Below are 25,426 nucleotides of genomic sequence, written 5' to 3'. Positions count from 1 at the left end.
TATATATCGTTCTCATTTTACATTTACCTCTTTTCAAGACCAAAATATTGTATGATTTTTAACCTCTAGTGTTTTAGAGGGTAAATAATTACGTATTGCTTCATCATGAGTAGCTATTATTACTGTAGTTCCATTCAAATTGATCGTTTTAAATAACTCAACTACTTTAACTGCATTCTGATAATCTAAATTAGCTGTTGGTTCGTCAGCCAATAAGATCTTAGGTTCTACCACGCATGCTCTAGCAATTGCTACTCTTTGTTGTTCACCACCTGATAGCTCGCTAGGCATACATTTCATTTTATCTTCCAATCCCACAACCGAGAGTATTGAAGAAACTTTCTTTTTGATTAAACTATATTTCATTCCAATAAGTTCCAACCGATAAGATATGTTTTCAAAAACACTCATCTCTTCAATCAATTTGAAATCTTGAAAAACTATTCCGATGTCTCTCCTATATTTCGAAATATCTTTCTCACTTAAAAACTTAGTTTCTAGATTATCTATTAGTATTTTCCCACGTGTTTCATATTCCTCTAATGTCAGTAGTTTTATAAATGTACTTTTTCCTGCCCCACTCTTTCCAACTACGTATACAAAGTCTCCCTTTTCAATAGAGAGATTAATATCTTTTAATCCCAAACTTCCATCTTCAAATATTTTAGCTACATCAAAAAAGCTTATCATTTCTGCACATCCTTTATAATTCAATGTAATTAAATTATACTATAATGATTAAAAAAATTTAAGCCTTGTTTTACAATATCCTAATTCTATTATCATATCAGATTCAAAAAAAGAAAAGCTTATTTTTCTCAACTAAAATAGTTTTAAAAATATCCCTATTTATGATACGGTTCCCCTCGCATTATCCGAAACCCGCGATAAATCTGCTCCACCAAAACCAGCCGCATCAACTGATGTGGATAAGTCAATTTTCCAAACGACATCTGCTGCTGGCTACGCTTCAACACTTCATCACTCAATCCCAACGAACCACCAATTACAAAAGCCAATTGACTTTTGCCGTTAATTCCAAGTTGTTCGATTTCCTTAGAAAATTCTTCACTACTAAACTGTTTACCATTGATTGCCAAAACAAAAACATGATCCTGTTCTCCAATTTTAGCTAAAATCCGTTCGCCTTCTTTGCCTTTGACCTGAAGCATCTCCGCTTCGCTTAAATTTTCTGGTGCTTTTTCATCTGCGACTTCAATTATTTCAACTTTTGCATAGCTTTTCAGGCGTTTTAAATACTCATTGATTCCTTGGACCAAATATTTCTCTTTCAACTTACCCACAGTAATAATTTTTATTTTCACTACTTTCACATCTCTTCCTTTTATATTTTTCTACTTGTTAACAATTTTATCATGAATATTTTGAGTCTTCCACATACTTTCCCACAAAGTTATACACATATGCACAGACTTATCCACAGTTCCATGTCGGATTATCCTTTATTTCATAGTATTTTGAGATACAAACACATATTCCCATTTATTTATCCACATTATCCACATTTTGTGGATAACTTTTTCACAAGGGTTTTCCTCTGTTTTTCAAAAGTTTTTCACATTTTATTGTGTATAAGTTTTTCTTAAAATGATTTTTTCATTATTTATATCTGTTTTTCTCCCCAACTTGTTCATAAAAAATTCAAAGCTCTTGGGTAGACTAAAGGTGTCTTGAAAGACTATACTAAATATAATAAATAATGATAATTAAATAGGAGGTTGCTTGTATGCAAAAAAAAGATGTTACACCTAATTCAGATAAAAAGCAAAATGGGCTATTCAAAAAATTTGGAATTGGTTTAGTTGGAGGTTTACTCGGAGGGGCACTCGCTTTTGGTGGTGCTTATGTTATCACAGGTCAAACCCCATCCTCATCTAATTCATCCACAACTACAAACTCAGTAAAAGACAACAAAGGTGATACGAAAGTAACAAACGTTAATTTAGACGTGACAAGTGATGTTACTAAAGCCGTTGATAAAGTGAAAGATTCTGTTGTTTCGGTCATCAACTTACAAAGCCCTAGTCAAAGTACAGCTGATGGGGGTTTTGGTAGTATTTTTGGTGGAAATGACGGCAGTGAATCTGATAATTCTAAAGCTGATGGCAGTGATCTACAAGCTGCCAGCGAAGGTAGCGGTGTAATTTATAAAAAAGATGGTAAAACTGCTTATGTTGTCACCAATAATCACGTAGTAGACCAAGCAAAAGGTTTAGAAGTTGTTTTACACGATGGCACGAAAGTTCAAGGTGAACTCGTTGGTACCGATTCTTATACCGACCTTGCTGTAATAAAGATTTCTTCTGATAAAGTTGATTCAATTGCCGAATTTGGTAACTCAGATAAATTAAAAATCGGTGAACCAGCATTAGCTATCGGTTCTCCATTAGGTTCAGCTTATGCTAACTCAGTAACACAAGGGATCATTTCTTCATTAAACAGAAATATCCAAAATGAAAATAACGGTCAAGCGATCAATATCAATGCGATTCAAACAGATGCAGCGATCAACCCAGGGAATTCTGGTGGTCCTTTAGTCAATATTGAAGGTCAAGTAATTGGAATCAATTCTGTTAAAATCGTACAATCTGAAAGCCAAGTAAGTGTTGAAGGAATGGGCTTTGCGATTCCAAGTAATGATGTTGTGAATATTATCAACCAATTGGAAAAAGAGGGTAAAGTAACTCGTCCAGCGCTTGGAATTTCAATGGAAGAATTAACGAATGTCTCAACACAACAAAGAAAAGAAATCTTGAAATTACCTGAAACTGTCCAAGTGGGCGTACTAGTTCGTTCAGTTCAAACAGCAACTCCAGCGGATAAAGCAGGTCTTGAAAGATATGATGTCATCACTAAAATCGATGGCAAAGATATCAGCTCTGTTACTGACTTACAAAGTACTCTTTACAAGAAAAAAGTTGGTGATAAAATGAAAATCACATTCTATCGTGATGGCAAAGAACAAAGTGTGGATGTTGATTTAACCATCGACCAATCAGCACTTAAACAAAATTCATCTAATTCAAACAATTCCCAAAATCCATAAACGGAACAAATAAAAAAACTAGGTTTTACTTTCCTCTGCTAGTCGGAAAGTGAAAAACCTAGTTTTTTTGCTCTAAAGGCACAACTTTATATAAGCAATATGTTCACTATTATTATAAAATAAAGATACATAAAACTTTAGAAAGAGGGACTTACCATGGCTCATAAATTACGTGAAGAATGGGATACATTGTTTGGCAAAACACGATGAGAATGGAAACTTTATTACAGATGACGGTCTAAATACTGACGTTCTAGGACACGGTTCTGGTTCTATAGATGCGTTAAATGCAATGATGTATGCTGATTGGAATACCTTTTTAAATAACAGCACACTATTCAGCGCTTTAGAAGAGGAAACACAAAATAAAGTCCGTTCAAATGGACCAAGTTTTGCTGAATATAATGGTGATTGATCATGCAAGTAAGCCACGGCTGAATAAACAGCGGGGGCAGAAGCAACTACCACGCTCTGCTTCGATCAAATCAAATTCTAGGTGCTAAAGCACCATGTTTTGAAGGCTTCGGAAATACGCTGAAATTGTTGTAAAACACAGCGAATATAATGAACTGATGTTGCACAATACTCACTCGGTCACAAAAATTTGAGCACCAATTAGGTACCGATATCATCAGTTCACAAGCTCACTGTGATGCTTGGCAATTTTCGTGAATTCCCTCTGATTGCTGTAAAACACAACGAAATATGAGTTGATGTTGCACAGTACCTACTTGGTTCTTGGAGTTAGACACTTTGTCCCAACTTCGACTTTACATTTTATTTATTTCCCAACAGGAAATGCTTCACCAATCACTGCATCAAAAGGCAATTCTAAGATCCCTTTTTTCGCTGGTGCATCTGGCAAACGCAATTCACCTGCAGAACAAATCATACCAAAACTTTCTACACCTCGTAAAACACCTGGCCAAATCATCATACCATCTGGCATCATAGCACCAGGTTTTGCGACAACGACTTTTTGTCCTGCTTTGATATTCGGCGCACCGCAAACGATTTGTAATACTTCACCGTTATCCACTTCTGTTTGGGTGATCGATAAATGATCAGAATCTGGATGTTTTTTGCATGATTTTACGAAACCGATGACGATTTTCGGTTCATGATCTTCAACTAATGTCTCCGAAAAGCCAACTTTGGCAAGTTCTTCATTTACTTTTGTCAATTGTTTTTCAGTCAATACTACTTGCCCATTGCCCTCAATGTCGCCTAAAATCGTTGATGCCTCAAAAATATTCCAAGCAACGACTTGTCCGTCTTCTGCAACACTCACTTGAGCTATATTCCCTTTACGTTCTACTCGGTTTTCTTGTCCTTTATCGTCAGAGACAATGACCATTAAAACATCGCCGACATGTTCCTTATTATAAGCAAAAATCATTTTTTACCTCACTCCATTTTTATCATTTTTCAAAATACTAATTTTTAAGACTCTCTATCACTTGTCCTATCTTAACAAAAAAACAGATCAAGTGCATAACATTTTTTCCTATCAGGATTTGTCCCAGAAAAAATAGGTAAAACAAAACGGTTACGCCTTGCTTCACCTATTTTACACTAAACTGATTTACTTTTTCTTTGTTTCAGGATGAACAATCAAAACATCACACGGTGCATGACGAATGATATAACTGCTGACACTACCCATCATTAAGCGCTCAACTGCATTTAATCCAGATTGCCCCACCATGATCAAATCAACCTCATATTTCTTTGGTAAATCCTGACACATCACTTCTTTTGCAGTACCATAAGTCAGCACAGTTTCTACTCGATTAAAATCAACACTTTTTGCATACTCTTTGCAATCAGCTAATATCTCTTTAGCACCTTCTGTTTCTTGATCTAATAAACCATCATTTAAAGAGGAATAGCCCATCATCGTATAGACTTTATTTTCTATAACGTGAGCCACGATCACACGACCATTGTTTCTTTTAGCTACTTCAATTGCTTGTTGATAGGCTAAATTCCCTTGATCACTACCATCTACACCAACTAAAATATTCTTATATGTTTGTGTTAACATAGTATCCATCTCCCGATTGTTTTATTTTATCTCTTGAATCGGCTAATTATTGTCAATTAAAACGTTAACTGATACTTTTTAAAAAGGCTGTGATTTCTTCTTTTGTTTTTCGATCCTTATTAACTAAACGACCTAACTCTTTCCCTTGATCTGTCACAACAAAACTTGGAATACCGAAAATCGTCCATTCAGAAGCAAGATCCATAAACTTATCTCGATCTACTTCAATAAAACGAAACTCTGGGAATGTTGCTTCAATTTCTGGCATCACTGGCTTAATAAAACGGCAGTCACCACACCAGTCTGCAGTGAAAAAGAAGACACTTTTTCCTTCCGAGACATAGCCTGCAAGTTCTTCATAAGATGTTGGTATAATCATAAGCTGTCCTCTACTTTCCGTAAATGATCGTATTAACTGTTGTTTTATCTAATCCTTTTAAGACTTGGATCAACATTTCACGGGCTGCTTCAAAGTCTCTGATATTAAACATTGTTTGGTGTGTATGGATATAACGTCCGCAAACGCCGATCACAGTACTTGGTACGCCATTATTTGTTGTATGGGCAGCACCTGCATCAGTTCCGCCTTTAGAAACAAAATATTGGTAAGGAATGTTATGTGTGGCTGCTGTATCTAATAAATATTCACGTACACGAGGTAATGTAATCATACCTGGATCGTAAATCCGCAATAATGTTCCTTCTCCAAGATGACCGTAAGTTCCTTTTTTTGTTTGAATATCATCGGCTGCTGAACAATCAACTGCAAAGAATAAATCCGGATTAAATTTATGAACAGAAGGTTTAGAACCGCGTAAGCCAACTTCTTCTTGAACATTAGCACCAGCAATTAATGTGTGGCCTAATTGTTCGTTTTGCAAAGCTTCTAATGCTTCTAAAACTAATGTACAACCGTAGCGGTTATCCCATGATTTACTGATGATATTTTTGCCATTGGCTGTTTTGATCGTTTCTGTTTGTGGAACGATTGAATCACCTGGGCGAACGCCAAAACTTTCTGCTTCTTCTTTTGATTCAAAACCAGCATCAAATAACACATCTGTTACTTCTAATTGTTTTTGACCGCTTGTTCCACGCAATAAATGTGGGGGTACAGAAGAAGAAATACATGGATAATTGCCTTTACTTGTTTTCAAGGTAAAACGTTGTGCTGATACTACATAAGGATTCCAACCACCTAAAGGAACCACTTGGAATAATCCGTTGTCTTTGATCTGTGTCAACATAAATCCAACTTCGTCCATATGGGCTGCTACCATAACGCGTGGTGCATCTTGTTCTTTCGCTCTTTTAAGACCAAAAATCCCACCTAAACCATCATATTGAAGCTCGTCTACTAATGGGGCCATATTTTTTTTCATATACGCACGAATATCATCTTCAAATCCGCTTGTTCCTTGTAATTCTGTTAGTTCTTTGATGCGTTGAAATGTTTTTTCTTCCATTGTTGTATTATCTGCCAGTTCTCCTGCGTCGGATTACCCGTTCTTTTTTGCAAAAAAATAACAAGATTTTTAAACAAAAACGGCAGATACTCCTTTCATATGATTTCACTTTCATTATAACGCAAATTTTTTCAATTGCCCACGTTTTTTGTTTTTCGGTATTTTCATACAATGTGTTAGAATGTAGTTAAAGCTGATGAATTTTAGCAAACTTTTGAAAATACGCGGAGGTTATTCCCCATGAATGAAGAAAATGAATTAAGCTATTTTAAAGGCGGCTTAGCACTTGGTGTCAGTCTCGGAATCATAAGCGGTATTGCTTCTACACTATGGTATCAAAAAAAACGCACACTAGATGCTGATTTGGTTTTAGAAAACGTTAAGGACGCTTTTTTAAAGGAAGGCCCAATCGAAGGATCTTGGATCGAGTTTGAGAAAAAACCATTACGGAAATTTGCAGTTCATTCAAAGACCTATAATGGTGGAATTTCACGTTTAGAAGATGGCATTATGGTCCAGTATGAATTTACTGCTGATGCTTTTACAGGAACTGTGATTGATGTAAAACGAATCAAAGATTAAACAAAAGAGAACGGTGGAAACTACAGCATACTTATGTGGTTTCTACCGTTCTTTTTTATCACTATCTAGACTATTCTATCCGCTCTGTTACTTATAAAAAAGAAGATAGTGCACCGCAACATACCTGCCGCAATACAAAACCTCCTCTTTAATAAAACTTCACTTAATTTACTTATTCCGCTTGAAACCTTGCTTCAACACGATAAATTGGCTGTCCTTTAGCAGAAAATTTTTCTTCATATTCCGTCATAACGTTACCTTCATAATCACTAGCATGCAGATCCAACCACACTTGTTCCAAAATCATACCATATTTTGAAAAACTACTTAACGAGTATTCAAATAAGCCTCGGTTGTCTGTTTTAAAATGAATTTCGCCATTTGGTTTAAGAATTTTTTCATCCGTTGCTAAAAAAGTTTTAAACGTCAATCGACGTTTCTCATGTCTCGTTTTCGGCCACGGATCAGAAAAATTCAAATAAATTTGATCCACTTCATTTTCCGCAAAATATTGTGTCAATTCTTCTCCGTTGACATGTAATAATTGTAAGTTAGGTAATTCTTCTTCCAACGCTTTTTCTAATGCGATCGAAAGAACGCTTAATTGCATATCAATCCCAATATAATTGATTTTCGGATTAGCTTTCGCCATTCCTACTACAAACTGTCCCTTACCAGAACCGATTTCGATATGAATGGGGTGAGTATTCCCAAAACGTTCAGCCCAACGTCCTTGCCACTTTTCTGGCTCGTCAACGACTAATTCAGGATGACTAGCTAAAAGTTCAGCCGCTCCTGGTCTTTTTCTCATTCGCATGTTTAGTGTTTCCTTTCTTTAATAACAAATTTTAAAAAGGGTAGGGAAGCTGAGACAAAAGCGTTTAGCTCCGAGGAATAAGAGGGAGTCGCTTTTTCTCACCGTTTATTTCGGATTTAGAGCGTGAGACAAAACTGACCTTTAGTTTTGTCCCACGCTCGCTACCCTCTATTATTTAAGTAAACAGGAAGAGCACAATACTCAACCTCTTTAATACCCAAAAGCTTGTTTCAGCTTCAAAATTTCTGCATTCATTTCTCTCTTTTCTCCTGATTGATAGTGCCGGAGAATCTCTTGTAAGAAATTGAATAAAGCATACCACTTGATTCGTGTCAAGGCTTCTTCACTAGGACGCATACCGTATGATAATAACCACTTATTCCAACTTCCTCGTGGAACATAATGGCCCAGCAACATCCCAAGGTCTAAGGCCGGGTCGGCAATCATTACAGAATCCCAGTCAACTAAATACAGATAATTATTCGATACGATCCAATTGCGATGATTTACATCGCCATGAACGACCATATAATTATGAATAGAATAATTTGGTATATTTTCTTGTAGGTAGTGATACACCCTAGCAAGATATGAATTATTTTGAAGTTCTTTAGGCAATTTCTCATCATATCCTTGAAGCATCGTCGCAGGTGTTTGAATCTGACCGCCGATTTTTTCCAGCATGCTTTTCAGCATATGCGAATGGTGTAAATGATAAAGGACATCCACAACGTCATTTCTTTGCCCGATTTCTTGGGCTTTCAGTACTTGACCATCAAGCCATTCTTGTGCTGTTAAAATATCGCCTGTCACTGTTCGTTTCGTCCAAACTAGCTTAGGGGCAATTCCTTCTTTAGACAGTGCAGCCAAAAGAGGAGAAGTATTTCGTTTAATAAATACTCTTTCAGTCGCACGTATACCCATGAAAGTTTGGCCAGTTGCGCCTTTTATTGGCTGCAAGCGCCATTCTTTATCCAACTGAAATGCCATGGAAATTATCTCCTATCCTAACAACTTCTAATAATTATTTACAGTAAGTATCATTTTAGCTTCCATAGCGTTTAACGTCAAGCATCTCTCTTGTTCTTTTAACATTCAAACTAATTTTCTGACACTTTACACGCTGCATCGACCCTGGCAATATAAGCATTCAGTAACTGTTTAGTAATTTTCCCTGGTTTTCCAGTTCCTACGATATGATCATTTATTTTTACAACTGGGACAATCTCCGTTAACGAACCTGAGACAAAACACTCGTCTGCCGTAAATAATTCTTCTTCATAAGCCGCTTCTTCTTTAACTGGAATTCCCAATTCTTTTGCCAATTCTATAATTTTCATTTTAGTAATGCCTGGTAAAATCAAGTTGCCATCTGGATGAGTATAAACAGTGCCGTCTTTGACTAGCCAAAAGTTAGCCGCTGAGGCCTCTGTTACTTTGTCATCACGGACAAGTACTGCATCATCAAACCCTTGACGACGTGCTTCATCTAATGATAATACATTACCCATTAAACTCAATGACTTGATATCGCAATGTAACCAGCGTGTATCAGGAACTACAGCCACTGTAATCCCTTCTTCCATTTTTTTCACAGGACGCTCATACGATCTAATATTAGCTGTTAAGACCCCTTTGACTTTTTCTGGATCTGGCAATGCATGATTTCTTGGTGAATCAATGCCACGGGTTACTTGAAAATAAAGTTTTCCTTCTTTGATTCCTTCGATTTCAACTAATTTTTTTAAATTGTCTGTCAATGCTTCTTTTGTAAACGGTAAGTGCATTCTGATTTTCTCAGCACCGCTCCATAAACGATTTAAATGTTCTTCCACCATATACAAGTGACCATTGTACACTCGAACCACTTCATACAGACCATCGCCATACTGATAGCCGCGATCTTCGATATCGATTTTTACTTCTTCGCGTTCAACAATTTGATCATTCCATAAAATATGCATGATTAAGCCTCCATTTTCTTCAAACGATAAGGAACATAAAACTTAGCAAATAACAAAACCTCAACAAACAACGCTGCCACAACCATCAGTCCTTCTTTAAAATCCGGTAACGCAATCAACACAAAGATACTAAACAAAGCTGCTGCAACAAGTAATAACACCGTTACAAGCTTACTTACGGCCTGTTTCTTTTGTCCATTTGATACAGGGTAAAGATGAGTCATCACCATATAATCAAACTGCGTATAGATCGGGATCAACTGGAACCCAATCAAATAAACAAACAAAACGGATACACCCATCGAAATCCAAAATTCTTTTAAGAAAAATAAAACAACCCCAGCGACCAATACCAAACGAATGAATAAGCCGCTATATTCAGAACCTCTAAAAAAACTACGAGCATAGAGATATAAATAGGTATTCTGGCTGGTTTTCTTGATTTTCCTCAACAATGGATCAAGAAATTTCCGACGTTTTACGCTACTAGAAATCTCAGGTACGTCTGTAAACAAATGAATAAATTGATAAATTCGATGCATCCGATTCTTTTCTTTTTGCACCATTAATTCCCAGTCTAGCGATATTGTCTGTTCCTTTTTGTTCAAAACCAAATAGAAAAAAACAGCCTGCACAATAGCAACAATAGGTCCTGCCAATGGCATAAGATATAAACTAAGCGCAATTGCGACGAAACTTGTGATCAACCACAAGCCAAACCACTGATAATATTCTCTTGAAGAAATTTGATACAACTCATACTTTTGCAAACGCAAATGACTGGCTTTTAAAATCCCTAACATTACTATAAAATAACTAAAAGTAGAAAAAGCCCATCCTGTCGAAACAACTACTAAAGGCATCGACATACCGCCGACCAAGAATAACGCTACTAGCGGCAACCAAAAAGAGTAGCGCAGCGCTCGATTCAAATAACTATTCATTTCAGGTTCTTTCGGTAAAATAAAGACTTTATCTGCCTCCTCAGCCAATGTAGCAATACGGCCGATCTGCAACAACGCCAACCAAAGAAACAAAATAATCGGTCTGCCCCAAACAAAATTTGCTGGTAGTGTTTTTAACACTTGAGAATAATAAAAACCTAATCCCCCTAATAAAAAGACGCAAACTAAAATAAAATGGTCATTAAAAACATAACGCATATATTTCATCATTTTTTTCAAATGGCGTGCTAAACGAATGCCAAAAAATCCAGACATATTAACCCACCTTTTCTTCTTTTGTTAATGCGATATAAATATCATCTAAAGAAGATCCTGGTAAACTGAACTCTTCACGCAGCTCCTCCATCGAGCCCACTGCCCGAACTTCCCCGTCATGTAAAACGACAAAACGATCGCAATATCTCTCAGCTGTAGCTAAAATATGCGTTGACATTAAAATGGCCGCACCTTGGTTGCGCATTTCATCCATTAATTCTAATAGCGCATGAATTGCTAAAGGATCTAACCCTAAAAATGGTTCATCGATGATATATAAACTTGGTTCGATCAAAAAAGCACACAAAACCATAACCTTTTGTTTCATCCCTTTTGAAAAATTGGCTGGAAACCAATCCAATTTATTTTCTAAACGGAATGTTTTTAATAAAGTGTCTGCTCTCTTAAAGGCTTCTTCAATTGGAATATCATAGGCCATTGCAGTAATTTCGATATGCTCTCTCAATGTTAACTCTTCATATAAAGAAGGCGTTTCAGGAATATAGCCGATTTTTTTGCGGTAGCTTTCAGGTTGTTGTCTCAATGTTTCTCCATCAATAGAGATTTTCCCCTTTTGTGGTGTTAACAAGCCAATTACATTTTTGATCGTAGTACTCTTCCCTGCACCATTTAACCCTATCAAGCCAACCATTTCACCCGATTTTACTTCAAAATTAATATCTTTTAAGACAGGAATATGACCGTAGCCACCTGTTAAATGTTCAATTGCTAAACTCATTAATGTACCTCCAACTATTTTTATCGTGAATCTATTATACCACGAACTTTTTGAAGGTTTCATGAACTTTTCCTCCCAAATAAATTTCAAGGTATGGTAAAGTAAAAGAAACAGCAAAAAGAAAGAAGGGAAACCATGACAGATTGTATTTTTTGTAAGATCGTCAATCAGGAAATTCCAAGCTATAAAGTTTATGAAGATGACACGGTTTATGCCTTTTTAGACATTACTCAAGTGACCAAAGGCCATACATTGCTTGTTCCTAAAGAGCATGTAACAGATATTTTTGAGTATGAACCTACACTTGCTGGAGAAGTCTTCGCACGAGTACCTAAAGTAGCACGCGCTTTAGAGAAAGCTTTTCCAGAAATGGACGGGTTAAATATTATCAATAATAATAAGGAACTCGCTTATCAATCTGTTTTTCACTCTCATATCCATTTAATACCACGTTATGGGAAAACAGATGACTTCTCCATTCATTTTGGGAATAATCAAGGAGTCTATTCTTCTGAAGAGATGCAGGAAATAGCTGAAAAAATTATGAAGCAGGTGGCACAATAATGGGAAAATTTTCTAAAGGAATTTTATTTGGTGCAGTCGTTGGCGCTGCTAGCGGTTTGCTTTTTGCCCCAAGAAGCGGTAAAGCGACTCGACAAAAGTTTGTCGATGAATTAGAGGATTGGTCTGATCTAAAAGACGACTTTAATGACAAATTAGATCAGTTCAAAGAATCTGCACAAGCGCTTCAAGCTACAGCTGATATGTACATTGAACCATTTATTGACGGGATCAATCAAGATGTAGAAAATTTTATGTTTCAAGCAGAACCAAGATTAGATCAAATCCAAGAACAAGTTGAAAAAATTCAATCTGAATTACCTAAACTGCCAACAGAAGACTAAAATTTTGAGCGTGGGACAAAACTAAAAAACAGTTTTGTTTCGCGCACTAAATCCGAATAAACGCTTTTGTCTCGGCCTCATTTTTCTAATTAAATTCAAATAATCATTATTTTTAAGCCTGATCAACTCGCTTGTTTAACCAATTGTACACGCAATTTAGACTAAATTTCTTAAAACGATCCGTTTTTATAGATGAAATTGTGTCCTAAATTCGAAAATTCTTTGAAACTATTGCTTACGTATTTCTTTTATGAAACATAGTGTGGTATAGTTATAACCGTGAGAAATTATTTCTACATAATAAAAAATAAAACAAACTTAGGAGTGCTTACAAGAATGAAGAAAAAACTAATCTTAGCTGCAGCAGGTATGTTCAGTATTTTTGCCTTAGCTGCATGTACAGGCGGTTCACAAGATATCGCAACAATGAAAGGCGGAACAATCACTGTTGACGATTTTTACAACCAAACCAAATCTAGCCAACAAAGCCAACAAACAGTTCAACAAATGATCATTTTCAAAGTATTTGATCAAAAATATGGTAAAGACGTTTCAGACAAAGACGTTCAAGCTAAATTTGATGAAACGAAGAAAAGCATTGAATCACAAGGCGGAAACTTTGCTGACCAATTGAAACAAGCTGGTCTTACAGAGAAAAGTTATAAAGAACAAATCAAACAAAGTTTAGCTTATCAAGCTGGAATCAAAGCACACATCAAAATTACTGATGCAGATTTAAAAACTGCTTGGGAAACATTCCACCCAGAAGTAGAAGCACAAGTTATCCAAGTTGCTACTGAAGATGAAGCAAAAGAGATCAAAAAACAATTAAATGACGGCGGCGACTTTGCAAAAATCGCTAAAGAAAAATCAACTGATGAAGCAACTAAAAAAGACGGTGGCAAAGTAAAATTTGACTCTCAAACAGAAACAATTGCTGAACCAGTAAAAACAGCTGCTTTCAAATTAAAAGATGGTGAAGTTTCAGAACCAATTCAAGCGACTGATTCAACTGGTTACCAATCAACATTCACTATCGTAAAAATGGTAAAAAATAAAGAAAAAGGCAACGACATGGCTCCTTACAAAAAAGAGTTGAAGAAAATTGCTGAAACAGCGAAACAAAACGATCAAGAATTTATCCAAAAAGTGACATCTGAAGTTTTAACTGAAGCAAATGTTAAAATCAAAGATGATGCATTTAAAGATGTTTTAGCTGGCTTAGTTGAAACAAAAGATTCTGCTAAATCTAAAGATTCTTCTAAGAAAGAAGAAAAATCTTCTAAAGAAAAAGAATCTAAATCAAGTGATTCAGAAAAATCTAAAGATTCTTCAAGCAAAACGGAAGAATCATCAAGTAAGACTGAAGAGTCTTCTAAATAAGCACAACAAAAAAAGAGATGAATTCATCTCTTTTTTTGTTGTATTATTTTTGAAAAACTAATTCAAATAGTTCATAAACAATCAATAGATCCTCTGAAAAAGTCAGTCCATGCGCCTTTAATGCTTGCTCAAAAAAAGGGTGATGGACACTGCGCCAATATTGCAGAGTCCGGTCGCCTTCTCCTTCAAGATAACTGTGAACTTCTGATATTCTGGAATACGAAAGAATTTCAACTACTCTTGTACAAATAATCGCTTGTGCTTGATTCTTACCATCTAAAAGTACACTGTAATTTCCAACTTCCGGTATTTTCTCATCTTCTAGACCTAACTCATATAAAAGGTGAAGAGAAGACGTACCTGTTTTCTCTCCTCTAAGAACATGTGCTAACAGCTCATCCGCCATCTCTGGCGAGTTGCCAAAGGCCCAAACTTCATAATCAGGTTGCGTAATTTTATGTTGATGTTTAAATTGTGTCCATAAATCTATTGCGGACTGGTTCATCTTACAACTCCCATTTCACTTAAATATCTTTTGGCACATAAAAACTACGATTATCTAGCCCAAAGATTCGATCTGTGTACTGTCCTGGTTCCGTTTGGCGGACAGAACCTAACATCATTTGGATCGATGCGTCGATATTATCGATTTGATGCAATACCTCAGCTTCCATGATCCGTGGTCGAACAGGCGAACCATATTCTAATAAACCATGATGTGCTAAAACCATATGACGTAAAACGATCACATCCTCATCATTTTCATCGATCTTCAGCGCAATACAAGCTTTCGTGATTTCTTCATCGACAAGAACTAAGTGACCAATCAGATTTCCTGATAGTGTATACTCAGTGGTCATTGCGCCAGAAAGCTCTTTTACTTTGCCTAAATCATGTAAAATGATTCCAGAATAAAGTAATGCTGCATTTAATTCATTGTATTCTTTACAAATCGCTTTCCCTAAACGAAGCATAGAAACCGTATGATAAGCCAAGCCGTTTGCAAAGGCATGATGATTTCTTTTCGCAGCTGGATAATCAAAAAATTCTTTTTGGTATTGCGTTAGTAGAAAGCGAACGATTCGTTGCCAATGAGCATTGGTAATTTCAAAGACCGTTTGGTTAATTTCGTCAACCATATCTTCTCTTTTCAATGGTGCTCGTTCCATATATAATGTTGGTTGATTAGGCTCATCTGGCCGCGCAACTCGCATATGGATGATTTTCACTTGAGGATTGCCTTGATATACTTCTCTTTTTCCATTTAAAAGAATAACATTTCCTGCTGTAAAGCGGCTGATTTCTTCTTCTGAAGCATCCCAATATTTCCCATCGATCGTACCTGACGTATCTTGAAAAGTAAATGCAATAAATTTTTTGCCATTTTTAGCTATACGAACATCAGCATTTTTGATTAAAAGAAATAATTCAAAAACTTCATCTACAGCTAGTTCACGGATTTTTTTCATACTTACACTCCTTCTAATTCTATAATCGGTTGTTTCAACGCTTTATAATAGCTTACCATTTCTTGGTCAGAAGAAAAACAAATGACTTGCTGATGTTCAGAAAAAATTGCAAATAGTTGTGCTAGTTGCTCTTTTCTTTGACTATCATAATGTAGCCAACCATCATCTATTATGATCGGACATAAGCTACGTTGCTCTTGTAGATAAAGAAAGGCAAAACGAACAGCCATGATCACTTGATCTCTTGTACCAGTGGATAGCTCATGCAACATGAAGCGCTGCTGATCCTCACGAGTAACGATTAATTGTTCTTCATGTAATTGAATTCCTTGATACGTATTTTGTGTTAAAAGCTTGAAATAATCCGTTGCTTTCTTCAATAGATTAGGCAATTGTTTTTCTGATAGTTCTGTTAAAAGATCCATCAATAATTGACCAGCTAATTGATGCGCTGACCAATTTAAAGCCAATTCCTCGATTTCCGTTTTCAACTCAGCTTGTTCTTGATACAGTTCGTCTAATGTACCGTCTGATAACATTTGTTTGCGCTGATAAAGGATTTTTTGTTCTTTTTCCTGTAATTGTTGCATACTTTGCTCTAACTCATTGAGCTTTTGAGAGATTTCTATTTGTTTTAATGGCAGTTGTTTAGGATCGCTTGATTCAGAATACAATCCTACCAACATTGTTTGTAATTCCTGTTTTCGTTTGTTGTTTGCCGTAGTTTTTTGGTAACTTTGGATTTTATTTGGAATCTCATTTATAGATGGTATCTGGAACCGCTGGAGCAATGGTCTCGCTTGATCAAGTACTTGCTGTTGCTTTTCTTTGACTTCACGAATCGTCTGACGTGAATACGCATCTGCTTGGTACTCTTGCGCAAAACGAACTTTTTCCATCTTGTCAGCAAAACGACTGATGACACTTATCCTTTGTGCTAATGTCGTTCCAGCAATCGGCAATCGTGCCGTAAAGCGCTCCGTCTGTTCCGCTAATTTAGCCACACGTTTTTGATCTTCTTTCAACTGATTTTCAAGTTCTTGATTTGTATTAAGCAAAATCAAATAACGCGTAATATCAGTGCGATGTGTTAACCAAAATTCAACTTGATCCATGCGACCTAAATGATTTTCTTTCACTTTTTGAGCAATATATCGGGACATTTCTTTTTCTTCTTCCTGGACCGTTTTGATTTCAGCTTTGATTTTTATTAGCTGATCATTCAAATAATCCAATTGAGAGAGCTTTTCTTGCCATTGTCGTTTTTCATTTTCATAGGTGTCCTTGGGTTGATAAACAAGCGGTAATACCCCCGCAATCAGGAATCCTGCACTCAAAAGGAATGTTCCATAACGAAGCGGCACTGGTAAAAAGAAACTCAACAATAAAATAATTCCTGCAAATCCGCAAAAAAGTAGATTGACTGTTTTTTTTGTTTGGCGATGGTTTTTTCGAAACATTTCTTTATTGATTGTTTCAAAAGTACTTAAATTTTCTTCTCGTGTTGCAATTTCCTCTTCTAACAGTTGTAAATCGGTTTGAGTCGTTTGTAATTTGACTGTCCGTGCAACAATCTCATCTCTCATCTCGTTAACTGCTTGTTCTTCAAAGGATAATTGTGGTGGTGTTGCCGCGTTCCATCCCCACTTTTTTTCCAAAGGAAACATTTCTTGCTGGTTTTGCTGTAAGGATTGAGTCATCCAACTGATTTCAGAAAGCAATTTATCAATATCATACCGTTGGTTGAGTAATTGCTGAATATGTTCTTCTTCTTGTAAGTAAAACTGATAATCGTCTGTTTGATCTATTGTCTCACTTTGGGCAGCAATACTTTGGTTCAGACGAGTCAATTCTTCACTTAAAAAACGATGTTGCTGATAAATCGATAGCAGTGTCTCTTGTTCTTCTGCTTTTAATACAGCAGTTGCTTTTGATTGTTCGATAGAGTGCAGTTCTTCGTATAAGGGTAGATTCATTACTTGCTTTTCGACAAGCGCTAATTGACTTTTCATTTCTTGTGCGGCTTGGCGCTTTTCTGCTATTAATTGCTCCGTATTAGCTAATTCAGTAATTAATTGTTGGAAAGGACGTTCCTGCTGTTCTTTTTCGTTGATACGTTGTTGTAGGCTTTGGTATGCATTCAGCTTTTGATTTAATGGCGGCTGACTTCCTTTGCCTTTATAGATCGTCTGAGCTCGCTTAAAATAGTCTTCTCTACTCACTAATAGCTGCTTACTTCCTGATAGTCCTAACGAAAGTAATGATGTTTGTAGCTCTTCTTCATTTAACTTTTCTAGTTGGCTAAGTTGCTCTTGTTGGAAGGTAAAGACTGACTGAAATAATTCCCTCGTTAACGGATGAATCATCTTTTCCAGCATTGCTTCATCACCGATTTGATCATTAAAGTAGACTTTTGCTCTGCCTTTATTTTGCCCTTTGAAACGTTCAACCTGAACTTCCCCATAAACTGGATGGGAAAACCACAGACGTCCTCCATAAGCAGCACCATTTTTAGGTTGGTAATCTTTTTTTCGTTTGCCTTTAGCAGGAAAACCAAAAAGCATTGCTTGAATAAATTGATAAATCGTTGATTTGCCAGCTTCATTTGCCCCAAATAGTAATTGATTTTTTGGAAGAAACTCAATTTTCTGTTGTTGCCATTTACCAAATCCAACGAGTTCTATTGCAATGAGTTTCATAGCTGATCCTCCTGTATAACAAAATCTTCTTTGATAGTTTGATCTGCTTGTTCGATGCTGCGCTCACGCCATTCTTCATTTATCTGTACAATAGAAGAAAAGAGTGGATTTTGAACGAGTTCCTGCAAGGTATTTGAAAATATATCTGGTTGTAAATAGTTTTTTTCCAATTGTTTTAGCAGCTCTGGAGCTGCGCTGATCACTACTTTTTTCTCAAAATAGTCAGTCATTACCCCTACTTGAAATAAAAATAAGGAGTGATTCGTTTGCTGTAGTAAAGTTGTCTGCAAATATTGAAGTAACTCACCATTTTCATATGATATTTGGAATTCTTCACCAAGTTCTTCAGTATCAGTTAACTGAATTTCTTTTAACGTTAATTGTTTTTGGTTTTCCATGTCTTTTAAAAGAAACTCAATCAAGATACTCAATGCTTCCTGCAGATTTCTAGCTTGGCTTAGGGAATACCTTTGAACCTGCCAAGTAACTTGAGCTACAGGTTCAAAGTGAACCGTAGCATGTCCTGGTTCTATCGAAACGATTGCCACACCTTGAACTGTCTGTTCTTTTTTAGTATGACCTTGTGGTGTTCCTGGATACACGATTAAAGGGTCTGCACTTACTACTTGTGGTTGATGGATGTGTCCCAATGCCCAGTAGTCATAGCCTTTGCTTTTCATATTGCTGAATGAAAATGGGGCATAATTCTGCTGCCCGTTATTCGTCGTATCACCATGATAAATCCCAATATGTAAATCTACCATTGGATCTTTTTTAGGGAAAGCCGACAGTTTATCCTCATTGATCCAAGGATGTTCATAGCTAAAACCGGAAACTGCTACTTTCTCTTGATTCTTCGTCATAAAGTAATGCGTTTCAATCTGTTCTTTTTGGAAAAGAAACATGTTTTTAGGAAAATCGAACCAATAGCGCTCTGCTACATAGTAATCATGATTACCAAATGACATGATCACTGGAATTTCTGCTTGATCCAAACGCTTCATTTCATCGATAAAATACGCTTGTGTTCGAATCGACGTACGACTTTGGTGAAATGTATCTCCAGCAAAAACAACAGCATCCACCTGATTTTTTATTGCTATATCAACAATTGCCGTTATTACTTCATGATTGGCCCGTTGCAATTTTTCAAGGATTTCTTTGGGACTATTTTTTAGGCCTTCAAAAGACCGATCCAGATGTAAATCTGCCGTATGCAATACTTTCATTAGATCCTCCTATTCGCCCGAATTCTTTTCTTTAATCATATCATTTTATTTAGAAGCGGTCAGTAAAAACATACGAAAATTTGTTCGTTTTTCATTTTTTTAAGACCTAAAAATAAAAAGGTGAAAATAAAACTTTGTATGTTTCATTCTCACCTAATTTATTAAACTTATTCTATTGTGATCTCTATTTGAACAATTTCACTTTGAGTTCCAATTCGCATCGGCGGTCCCCATGTACCTACGCCAGAAGAAACGATGACTTGTGGGCTGTTTTCATTTTTACGATAATAACCATAGTCTACAGTGAAATAAGCTTTTGTGACTAAACTAAAGGGGAAAATCTGTCCTTGATGGGTATGACCTGAAAGAATCAACTCATTTGGATTATCATATTCATCAATTGTTGAGGGCTGATGATCCAAGATGATTTTTGGCAGTTGATTGCCTACTTTTTCGAATTGTTCCTTCATGCTTTTTCTCTGGCCATCTTGTGAGCCGATCGGTCGGCTATCTTTTCTGCCGACTACTAAAATTTCTTCCCCAATAACAGTCATTTCATCTTCCAATAACGTAATGTTTGATGCTTCAACAAGATCCTTCATCTTCTCAAAACTCTCACCAGCATCATGATTGCCCCAGCACATATATGTTCCATACGTTGAAGATAAACGGTTAAATTGTTTTTTTATGCCGTCTACATCTTGTAATGCTTTATAATTCCCATCAAACAAATCACCTGAAATGAAGATAATATCAGGATTTATTTGGTTGATTTTGGTCACGATTTTTTTCAACTTTTTCGCGTCATTAACATAACCTAGATGCAGATCGCTAATCAATACAGCCCTGATTTTTTTCTGTTTATTGTTTGCCGATTTATCGATTGCTACGTGATAATTCACCGTTTTGATTTGCTGTGCTTGCCAGGAACCATAGCAAAATAACACGGCGACCAAACATGCCGCTCCCATCCAAACCATTAACTCAGTTTTTGCTGGCACACTCGTAATTTTACCTGTAATTTTCAAAATCAAATCTGTTAGAGCAAATATAACTAAAGATACAAACCAAAATGATAACCAATAACTACCCATTTTCCCGATTAATCCACCTACATTAGCATTAAACAATAACATCGTTAGCATCGATGCCACCGAAAAAATACCAATAAGTCCCCATAAAATGAGTGAATATTTAAAAAATGAAAACTGTTCAAGTAATGAAAGCAGTTTTCTACCAATGTAAAAATTACTTAGAAGAAATAGCACCCCAATCATCAAAAATACTAGCTTATTCATGACACTCCTCCATTTTTGTTCCAAAGGCTTGACCAAATTTCACGATTGTTTCAAGATTATTTTCAGTGTTCATCCAAATTTCCGGATCGATCTGTACTTGATTTTTTTGAAATAATAAAATAACAGTTGATCCACCAAATTCAAACCAGCCTTTTTTCTCAAAACGCTGACAATTTCCTGATTTTTTTAGATTTTTGATTTTTCCAACCATCAGAGCGCCAACTTCAATTTGAGCAATTTTCCCAAATTTTTCTGTCTCAATAATCGTAATTTCTCTTGAATTTCTTGAAAATACAGGTTGATTATGAATCGCTACTGGCTGAACTGTGTGGAAAACACCCTCTATTTTTTGATGTCCTATAATCGTTCCTTCAGTGATAAAATAATAATGATGGTAATCATCTGGAGTTAAACGAAAAATAACAGCACAACCAGCTTGCCATTCTTCCGCAAGACTTGTGCTATCCAGTAATTCTGCAAGATCATATTCCGAATTTTTTATGTTAAACGTTTGACTTTTATTGATTGGATAAACTGTAACTTTCCCGTCGCAAGGCGCACCTAAAGAAGATTCACCTTTCGATAAAATGCGTGCTTCTGGCTTGATTTCCCGCATAAAAAAATGGTTGAACGAACGGTATGACATCGTTTCATATTCGTCCATTTGAAGCTTATTTTTCTTAATAAATCGTTTGATCATTCTTTTTGAAAGTGCGCTATTTAAATAAACTCCAGCCACTTTTGTAAGCGGTGGTTGGATAAGTCCTTTTAACATAAAACGTCCAATTGGATTTTTATATAAAAAATGTACTATCCCGCTATCATTGTCAGTGATAATCTGTGTTTTAAAACCCTTCTCCATTTGTTTTCCCCTTTGAAAAGTTTAGCGAACAAAAAAAGCAACAACAGCGCCTAAAAAGGCTCCAAAAACTAGTTTTCTAGGGTCGACTTTTTTTATTTTCACCTTCGAAATAAATAAGAACCCAATAATCAATAGCGCTGCAGGATAAACGAGCGTAATCCCAATATGGAAACGACCCGCAATAAAAAATAACAAAGGAATCAAGGCAGCACTACTTGTTACTGGCAATCCTTCATAATACTCGCGATATCCTTCTGCGTGTTCTTTTCTCTCCATTTCTGTCACATTATAGTGGGCTAAACGAATCAAGGCAGCTAAAATATAAAATACAAATAATGGCAAATAAATTCCTTGCGTAAGCCCTGATGCATAACCTAAAACCGTTGGGAAAACCCCAAAACTAATCAAATCAGCGAGTGAATCAATTTGAATACCGTAGCACATCTCACTCTTAGTACGTTCCTTCGTATTTGCGACTAATCCGTCAAACATATCACAAATACCTGAGAGTACTAAACAAAAAATTGCTTCAACAACATGCTGCGTCAAAGCTAAATACATTCCTACTATAGAAAAAACTGCGTTTCCATACGTTAGAATAACTGTGTAATCATAAATGCCAATCATACTATTTGTTCCCCAATCATTTTTTTCGTTTAGTAATACTATAGCATTAAAAAAGAGAGAATTGGGAAATTTTTTAAGATTTCATGTGTTTTTGATAGTAGAAAAAAACTGCCTTTTAGCTTATTTATGATTCTACAAAAAAAAGCCTTTAAAGATCGTTGAGGATGTTTCTTACCAACTAATCTCTAAAAGCTTTTATTTTCATCTATTAATCGTTATACAAATCACGAATCGGTGTCATGATAATACGGTTCAAATCATTTACGATCAAGCTAAACGCTTGTTCTTTTTGCATCAATTGGTTGATAACTTCTGCTTTTTGAACTTCCGTAGCTAATGCTTGAGCTTTCTCAGCATCTTCTTCTGAAAATTCTTCTCCACGCATTTGTTTTTCTTGTAATCCTTGTTGGAAGCTTTGGAATTCTTTGAACAACTTGTATGCTTCTTCATCCGCTTTTACATCTGCATAAGCTTGTTCCAATGCTTTAAACTCTTCCATTTCACGGATTTCACGTTCTACTTGATTAGCTGTATCATAAATATTACTCATTCAATCTCCCTCGTTTCTATAAATTCTTCTCTTTGATTGTACCATTCTTTGATTCGTTTTCAAACCGATTATTCTCCTGTCAAACCACCGAAGAAGTCTTTCAGTCCATTTTTTGTTTTGTCCCAGCCTTCTTTGATTTTGCCGCCGATATCTTTTGCGCCCTCTTTAACTTGGCCGCTAATATCTTTGACGCTGTCTTTCCAAGCATCGTTATTTTCATTTGTCGCTACTTCACTTGCTGGTTGTACGACGCCACCTGTTACATACGAATCTGCTACTGTAAAAGGAGTTTGTGCTGTGTACGGTAAAATGCCTTGTGTTTGACTGCTAAATACAGTAGAAGCATGCGTAGCACTGCTACCTTGCAAATAATGACTTTCACTCGTTTGTTCAAAGCCTAACCATGTTGCGACCACCACATCAGGTGTATAGCCGACAACCCATTGGTCATTGGTTTTATCTGTGTCAAAGTTCGTTTCTGTGGTTCCTGTTTTCCCAGCCATGACATATCCTGCTGGATCAGCATTAATCCCAGTCCCTGAGCTAAAGACACCTAACAGCATACTTGTCATTTGATCTGCAGTATCTTTTGTAATAATTTGCTTGGTTTTCGCATTAGTATTATCTTCGATGACTGCTCCTGTAGAATCAACGATTTTTGTAATCAAATGTGCTTCTGACTGAGAGCCGCCTGTCGCAAATGGACTATACGCATTCGCCATCGTTAAAGGGGATACTCCGGTTTTCAAACCACCAAGTGCTAAACCATAATATTTATCTTCTGGCGCTAACGGAATACCGAATTTCTCTGTTTTTTCGAACCCTTTATCTAGCCCAATTTTGTGCAATGTCCAAACGGCTGGTAAATTTAAACTTTCACCTAGTGCTTGGTACATCGTTACTTCACCGCTATTTGTACGACTATAATTTTCAGCGGGGTAATAATCTTGCGGTTTGTCTTCTAAAATACTATTTGGCTTCATTCCAGATTCTAAAGCTGGCGTATAAACCGAAATTGGTTTCAATGACGAACCTGGTGAACGTTTTGTTTGTGTTGCGAAGTTAAACCCACGATAGACGTGTTCGCCGCGTCCACCTACAACACCTTGTACACCACCCGTTTTGGGATTTAGTGCAACGGAGCCACTTTGAACCATTGCGCCATCTTCTGCATTCGGTGGGAATAAAGCGTCATTAGCGTATGTTTGTTCCATCGCTTTTTGATAGTTTTGGTCTAATGCTGTATAAATTTTGTACCCTTTATTCAATAGATCTTCTTCTTTTAACCCATATTTATTGACCGCTTCATCGATGACCGCATCGAAGTAATAAGGATATCTGTAATCTGAATTTTGGTCAGAATAATTGTCCGCCAATAAACTATTCATATCGACACCTGCTTGTGCATCGGCTTCTCCTTGAGATAATTTACCGTTATCTACCATTAACTGTAAAACCGTATTGCGGCGATTGACTGCATTTTCAACATAGTCTATCGGATTATAGATTCCTGGACCTTTCAACATCCCGACTAAAGTTGCCGATTCACCGACTGATAACTCGCTTGCACTAACTCCAAAGTATTTATGTGATGCGTCTTCAATTCCCCAAACTCCGTTTCCAAAGTAAGAATTGTTCAGATACATTTCTAGAATTTGTTGTTTGTCATACTTTTTCTCGATTTCGATTGCTAAAAATAGCTCTCTTGCCTTACGCGTCATCGTTTGTTCTTGTGTAAGGTAGGCATTTTTGGCTAATTGCTGAGTGATCGTACTACCGCCACCACCGCCACCGATCATGCCAAAACTCAACTTGCCAACTACTGCCCGCAAAAGTCCTTTAATATCATAACCGTGATGGGTTTCAAAATTACGATCCTCAGTTGAAATCAAGGCATCTTTGACATGTGGAGAAATTTGATCGATTGTGACAAATGTTCCTTTTTGCCCAAACAACTTCCCTGCCTCATCTCCATTTTTATCATAAATGACCGTTGATTCTTCTAACCCTTTTTTCAAAGCACCAACATTTGCTGATTTAGCTAAGGTAAATAGATAGATACTTGCTACTAAAACGACTAACATACCTAATAGCAAAATAATCTTATTGATTTGATATTTTTTCCAAATTCGCTTTCTCCAGTGATGAAAACGAACAAGATAAGGTTTGATCCAAGCCCAAAAGCGCTGAAAACCAGATTTTAATTTTCCCATAATTGTTTTAAAGTCCATAGTGCTCCCTCTTTGCATAAAAGTTTCTAAGCCATTTTACCATAGATTGCCGCTCTCATTCATACGGCTTTAGCATGAATAATGCACATAGATTTTGTTTTGCCTATTTTACCATGCTTTTCTTTTATTTTTATGTAGAAAAGTTTAAGAATACATCAAGAAATCAGGGGATTGACGGAGGAAAATAGCATTTTATGTATAAATTCTTCTTTTCGTTGAAAAAAAGTGCTAATTTAACAGAACTTTGATCATAAAAAATTCATATTTTCCC

Annotated in this window: 26 protein-coding genes; 6 read left to right on the top strand and 20 right to left on the bottom strand. The window is 36.3% G+C overall.

Features of this window, described 5'->3' with window-relative positions:
• Positions 1–33: 33 nt before the first annotated feature.
• A complete protein-coding gene (locus I583_RS15745) occupies positions 34–690 on the bottom strand; it encodes a cell division ATP-binding protein FtsE (RefSeq protein WP_010762407.1) in 657 nt (218 codons plus the stop codon).
• A 155-nt stretch (positions 691–845) separates the two neighbouring features.
• The gene (rlmH, locus tag I583_RS15740; RefSeq protein ID WP_034683803.1) at positions 846–1,325 is read right to left on the bottom strand and encodes a 23S rRNA (pseudouridine(1915)-N(3))-methyltransferase RlmH; all 480 of its coding nucleotides are present in this window, start codon (positions 1,323–1,325) and stop codon (positions 846–848) included.
• 422 nt (positions 1,326–1,747) lie between these two features.
• On the opposite strand from rlmH, the gene I583_RS15735 reads away from it, so the two are divergent.
• Positions 1,748–3,067 (top strand): S1C family serine protease, encoded by a 1,320-nt coding sequence (locus I583_RS15735; protein WP_010762405.1) that lies wholly within the window; start codon positions 1,748–1,750, stop codon positions 3,065–3,067.
• A 193-nt stretch (positions 3,068–3,260) separates the two neighbouring features.
• A complete protein-coding gene (locus I583_RS15730) occupies positions 3,261–3,482 on the top strand; it encodes a hypothetical protein (protein WP_010762404.1) in 222 nt (73 codons plus the stop codon).
• A gap of 366 nt (positions 3,483–3,848) precedes the next feature.
• Here the strand turns inward: I583_RS15730 and ytpR are convergent, their stop codons facing one another.
• The 4 genes from ytpR to pepA all read right to left on the bottom strand — a co-directional run bounded on the left by ytpR (position 3,849) and on the right by pepA (position 6,580).
• Positions 3,849–4,466, bottom strand: a complete 618-nt coding sequence (ytpR, locus tag I583_RS15725; RefSeq protein ID WP_010762403.1) for a YtpR family tRNA-binding protein — start codon at positions 4,464–4,466, stop codon at positions 3,849–3,851.
• A gap of 186 nt (positions 4,467–4,652) precedes the next feature.
• Positions 4,653–5,114 (bottom strand): universal stress protein, encoded by a 462-nt coding sequence (locus I583_RS15720; protein ID WP_010762402.1) that lies wholly within the window; start codon positions 5,112–5,114, stop codon positions 4,653–4,655.
• A gap of 64 nt (positions 5,115–5,178) precedes the next feature.
• Positions 5,179–5,493, bottom strand: coding sequence for a thioredoxin family protein (locus I583_RS15715; protein ID WP_010762401.1), 315 nt, complete (start codon positions 5,491–5,493; stop codon positions 5,179–5,181).
• A 10-nt stretch (positions 5,494–5,503) separates the two neighbouring features.
• Positions 5,504–6,580 (bottom strand): glutamyl aminopeptidase, encoded by a 1,077-nt coding sequence (pepA, locus tag I583_RS15710; protein ID WP_010762400.1) that lies wholly within the window; start codon positions 6,578–6,580, stop codon positions 5,504–5,506.
• Positions 6,581–6,820: 240 nt separating this feature from the next.
• Here pepA and I583_RS15705 point away from each other — a divergent pair, with 240 nt between their 5' ends.
• Complete coding sequence (locus I583_RS15705) at positions 6,821–7,162, top strand: PepSY domain-containing protein (RefSeq protein WP_010762399.1); 342 nt, start codon at positions 6,821–6,823, stop codon at positions 7,160–7,162.
• Between the two features lie 172 nt (positions 7,163–7,334).
• Here I583_RS15705 and trmB read toward each other — a convergent pair whose 3' ends face one another.
• The 5 genes from trmB to I583_RS15680 all read right to left on the bottom strand — a co-directional run bounded on the left by trmB (position 7,335) and on the right by I583_RS15680 (position 11,902).
• Positions 7,335–7,979: a tRNA (guanosine(46)-N7)-methyltransferase TrmB gene (gene trmB, locus I583_RS15700; RefSeq protein ID WP_010762398.1), complete on the bottom strand. Its 645-nt coding sequence runs from the start codon at positions 7,977–7,979 to the stop codon at positions 7,335–7,337.
• 210 nt (positions 7,980–8,189) lie between these two features.
• Positions 8,190–8,969, bottom strand: coding sequence for a phosphotransferase family protein (locus I583_RS15695; protein ID WP_010762397.1), 780 nt, complete (start codon positions 8,967–8,969; stop codon positions 8,190–8,192).
• A 110-nt stretch (positions 8,970–9,079) separates the two neighbouring features.
• Positions 9,080–9,943: a D-amino-acid transaminase gene (gene dat / locus I583_RS15690; protein ID WP_010762396.1), complete on the bottom strand. Its 864-nt coding sequence runs from the start codon at positions 9,941–9,943 to the stop codon at positions 9,080–9,082.
• A 2-nt stretch (positions 9,944–9,945) separates the two neighbouring features.
• The gene (locus I583_RS15685; protein ID WP_010762395.1) at positions 9,946–11,163 is read right to left on the bottom strand and encodes an ABC transporter permease; all 1,218 of its coding nucleotides are present in this window, start codon (positions 11,161–11,163) and stop codon (positions 9,946–9,948) included.
• A 1-nt stretch (position 11,164) separates the two neighbouring features.
• Positions 11,165–11,902, bottom strand: coding sequence for an ABC transporter ATP-binding protein (locus tag I583_RS15680; protein WP_010762394.1), 738 nt, complete (start codon positions 11,900–11,902; stop codon positions 11,165–11,167).
• A gap of 135 nt (positions 11,903–12,037) precedes the next feature.
• Between I583_RS15680 and I583_RS15675 the strand changes: the two genes are divergently transcribed.
• The 3 genes from I583_RS15675 to I583_RS15665 all read left to right on the top strand — a co-directional run bounded on the left by I583_RS15675 (position 12,038) and on the right by I583_RS15665 (position 14,190).
• Complete coding sequence (locus I583_RS15675) at positions 12,038–12,466, top strand: HIT family protein (RefSeq protein WP_010762393.1); 429 nt, start codon at positions 12,038–12,040, stop codon at positions 12,464–12,466.
• Positions 12,466–12,807, top strand: a complete 342-nt coding sequence (locus tag I583_RS15670; RefSeq protein WP_010762392.1) for a YtxH domain-containing protein — start codon at positions 12,466–12,468, stop codon at positions 12,805–12,807. Before I583_RS15675 ends, I583_RS15670 begins: the two co-directional genes overlap by 1 nt.
• Positions 12,808–13,143: 336 nt before the next feature.
• Positions 13,144–14,190, top strand: a complete 1,047-nt coding sequence (locus I583_RS15665) for a peptidylprolyl isomerase (protein WP_010762391.1) — start codon at positions 13,144–13,146, stop codon at positions 14,188–14,190.
• A gap of 43 nt (positions 14,191–14,233) precedes the next feature.
• Here I583_RS15665 and I583_RS15660 read toward each other — a convergent pair whose 3' ends face one another.
• The 9 genes from I583_RS15660 to I583_RS15620 all read right to left on the bottom strand — a co-directional run bounded on the left by I583_RS15660 (position 14,234) and on the right by I583_RS15620 (position 25,155).
• A complete protein-coding gene (locus tag I583_RS15660; RefSeq protein WP_010762390.1) occupies positions 14,234–14,695 on the bottom strand; it encodes an ASCH domain-containing protein in 462 nt (153 codons plus the stop codon).
• Positions 14,696–14,714: 19 nt separating this feature from the next.
• Positions 14,715–15,659, bottom strand: a complete 945-nt coding sequence (locus I583_RS15655; RefSeq protein ID WP_010762389.1) for a 3'-5' exoribonuclease YhaM family protein — start codon at positions 15,657–15,659, stop codon at positions 14,715–14,717.
• A gap of 2 nt (positions 15,660–15,661) precedes the next feature.
• Entirely contained in the window at positions 15,662–18,358 is a 2,697-nt protein-coding gene (locus tag I583_RS15650; RefSeq protein ID WP_010762388.1) for an AAA family ATPase, read from the bottom strand.
• Positions 18,355–19,587, bottom strand: a complete 1,233-nt coding sequence (locus tag I583_RS15645; protein WP_010762387.1) for a metallophosphoesterase family protein — start codon at positions 19,585–19,587, stop codon at positions 18,355–18,357. The genes I583_RS15650 and I583_RS15645 overlap by 4 nt, the downstream gene beginning before the upstream one ends.
• A 167-nt stretch (positions 19,588–19,754) precedes the next feature.
• Complete coding sequence (locus I583_RS15640; RefSeq protein WP_010762386.1) at positions 19,755–20,885, bottom strand: metallophosphoesterase; 1,131 nt, start codon at positions 20,883–20,885, stop codon at positions 19,755–19,757.
• A complete protein-coding gene (locus I583_RS15635) occupies positions 20,878–21,747 on the bottom strand; it encodes a phosphatidylserine decarboxylase (RefSeq protein ID WP_010762385.1) in 870 nt (289 codons plus the stop codon). Before I583_RS15635 ends, I583_RS15640 begins: the two co-directional genes overlap by 8 nt.
• 21 nt (positions 21,748–21,768) lie before the next feature.
• Complete coding sequence (locus I583_RS15630; protein ID WP_010762384.1) at positions 21,769–22,374, bottom strand: CDP-alcohol phosphatidyltransferase family protein; 606 nt, start codon at positions 22,372–22,374, stop codon at positions 21,769–21,771.
• A 208-nt stretch (positions 22,375–22,582) separates the two neighbouring features.
• The gene (locus I583_RS15625) at positions 22,583–22,924 is read right to left on the bottom strand and encodes a YlbF/YmcA family competence regulator (RefSeq protein WP_010762383.1); all 342 of its coding nucleotides are present in this window, start codon (positions 22,922–22,924) and stop codon (positions 22,583–22,585) included.
• A 68-nt stretch (positions 22,925–22,992) separates the two neighbouring features.
• Positions 22,993–25,155 (bottom strand): PBP1A family penicillin-binding protein, encoded by a 2,163-nt coding sequence (locus I583_RS15620; RefSeq protein ID WP_010762382.1) that lies wholly within the window; start codon positions 25,153–25,155, stop codon positions 22,993–22,995.
• Between the last annotated feature and the right edge of the window lie 271 nt (positions 25,156–25,426).

The sequence above is a fragment of the Enterococcus haemoperoxidus ATCC BAA-382 genome, assembly GCF_000407165.1.
In the GTDB taxonomy this organism is placed as follows: domain Bacteria; phylum Bacillota; class Bacilli; order Lactobacillales; family Enterococcaceae; genus Enterococcus_L; species Enterococcus_L haemoperoxidus.
This window is presented reverse-complemented; position numbering and strand designations above follow the sequence as displayed.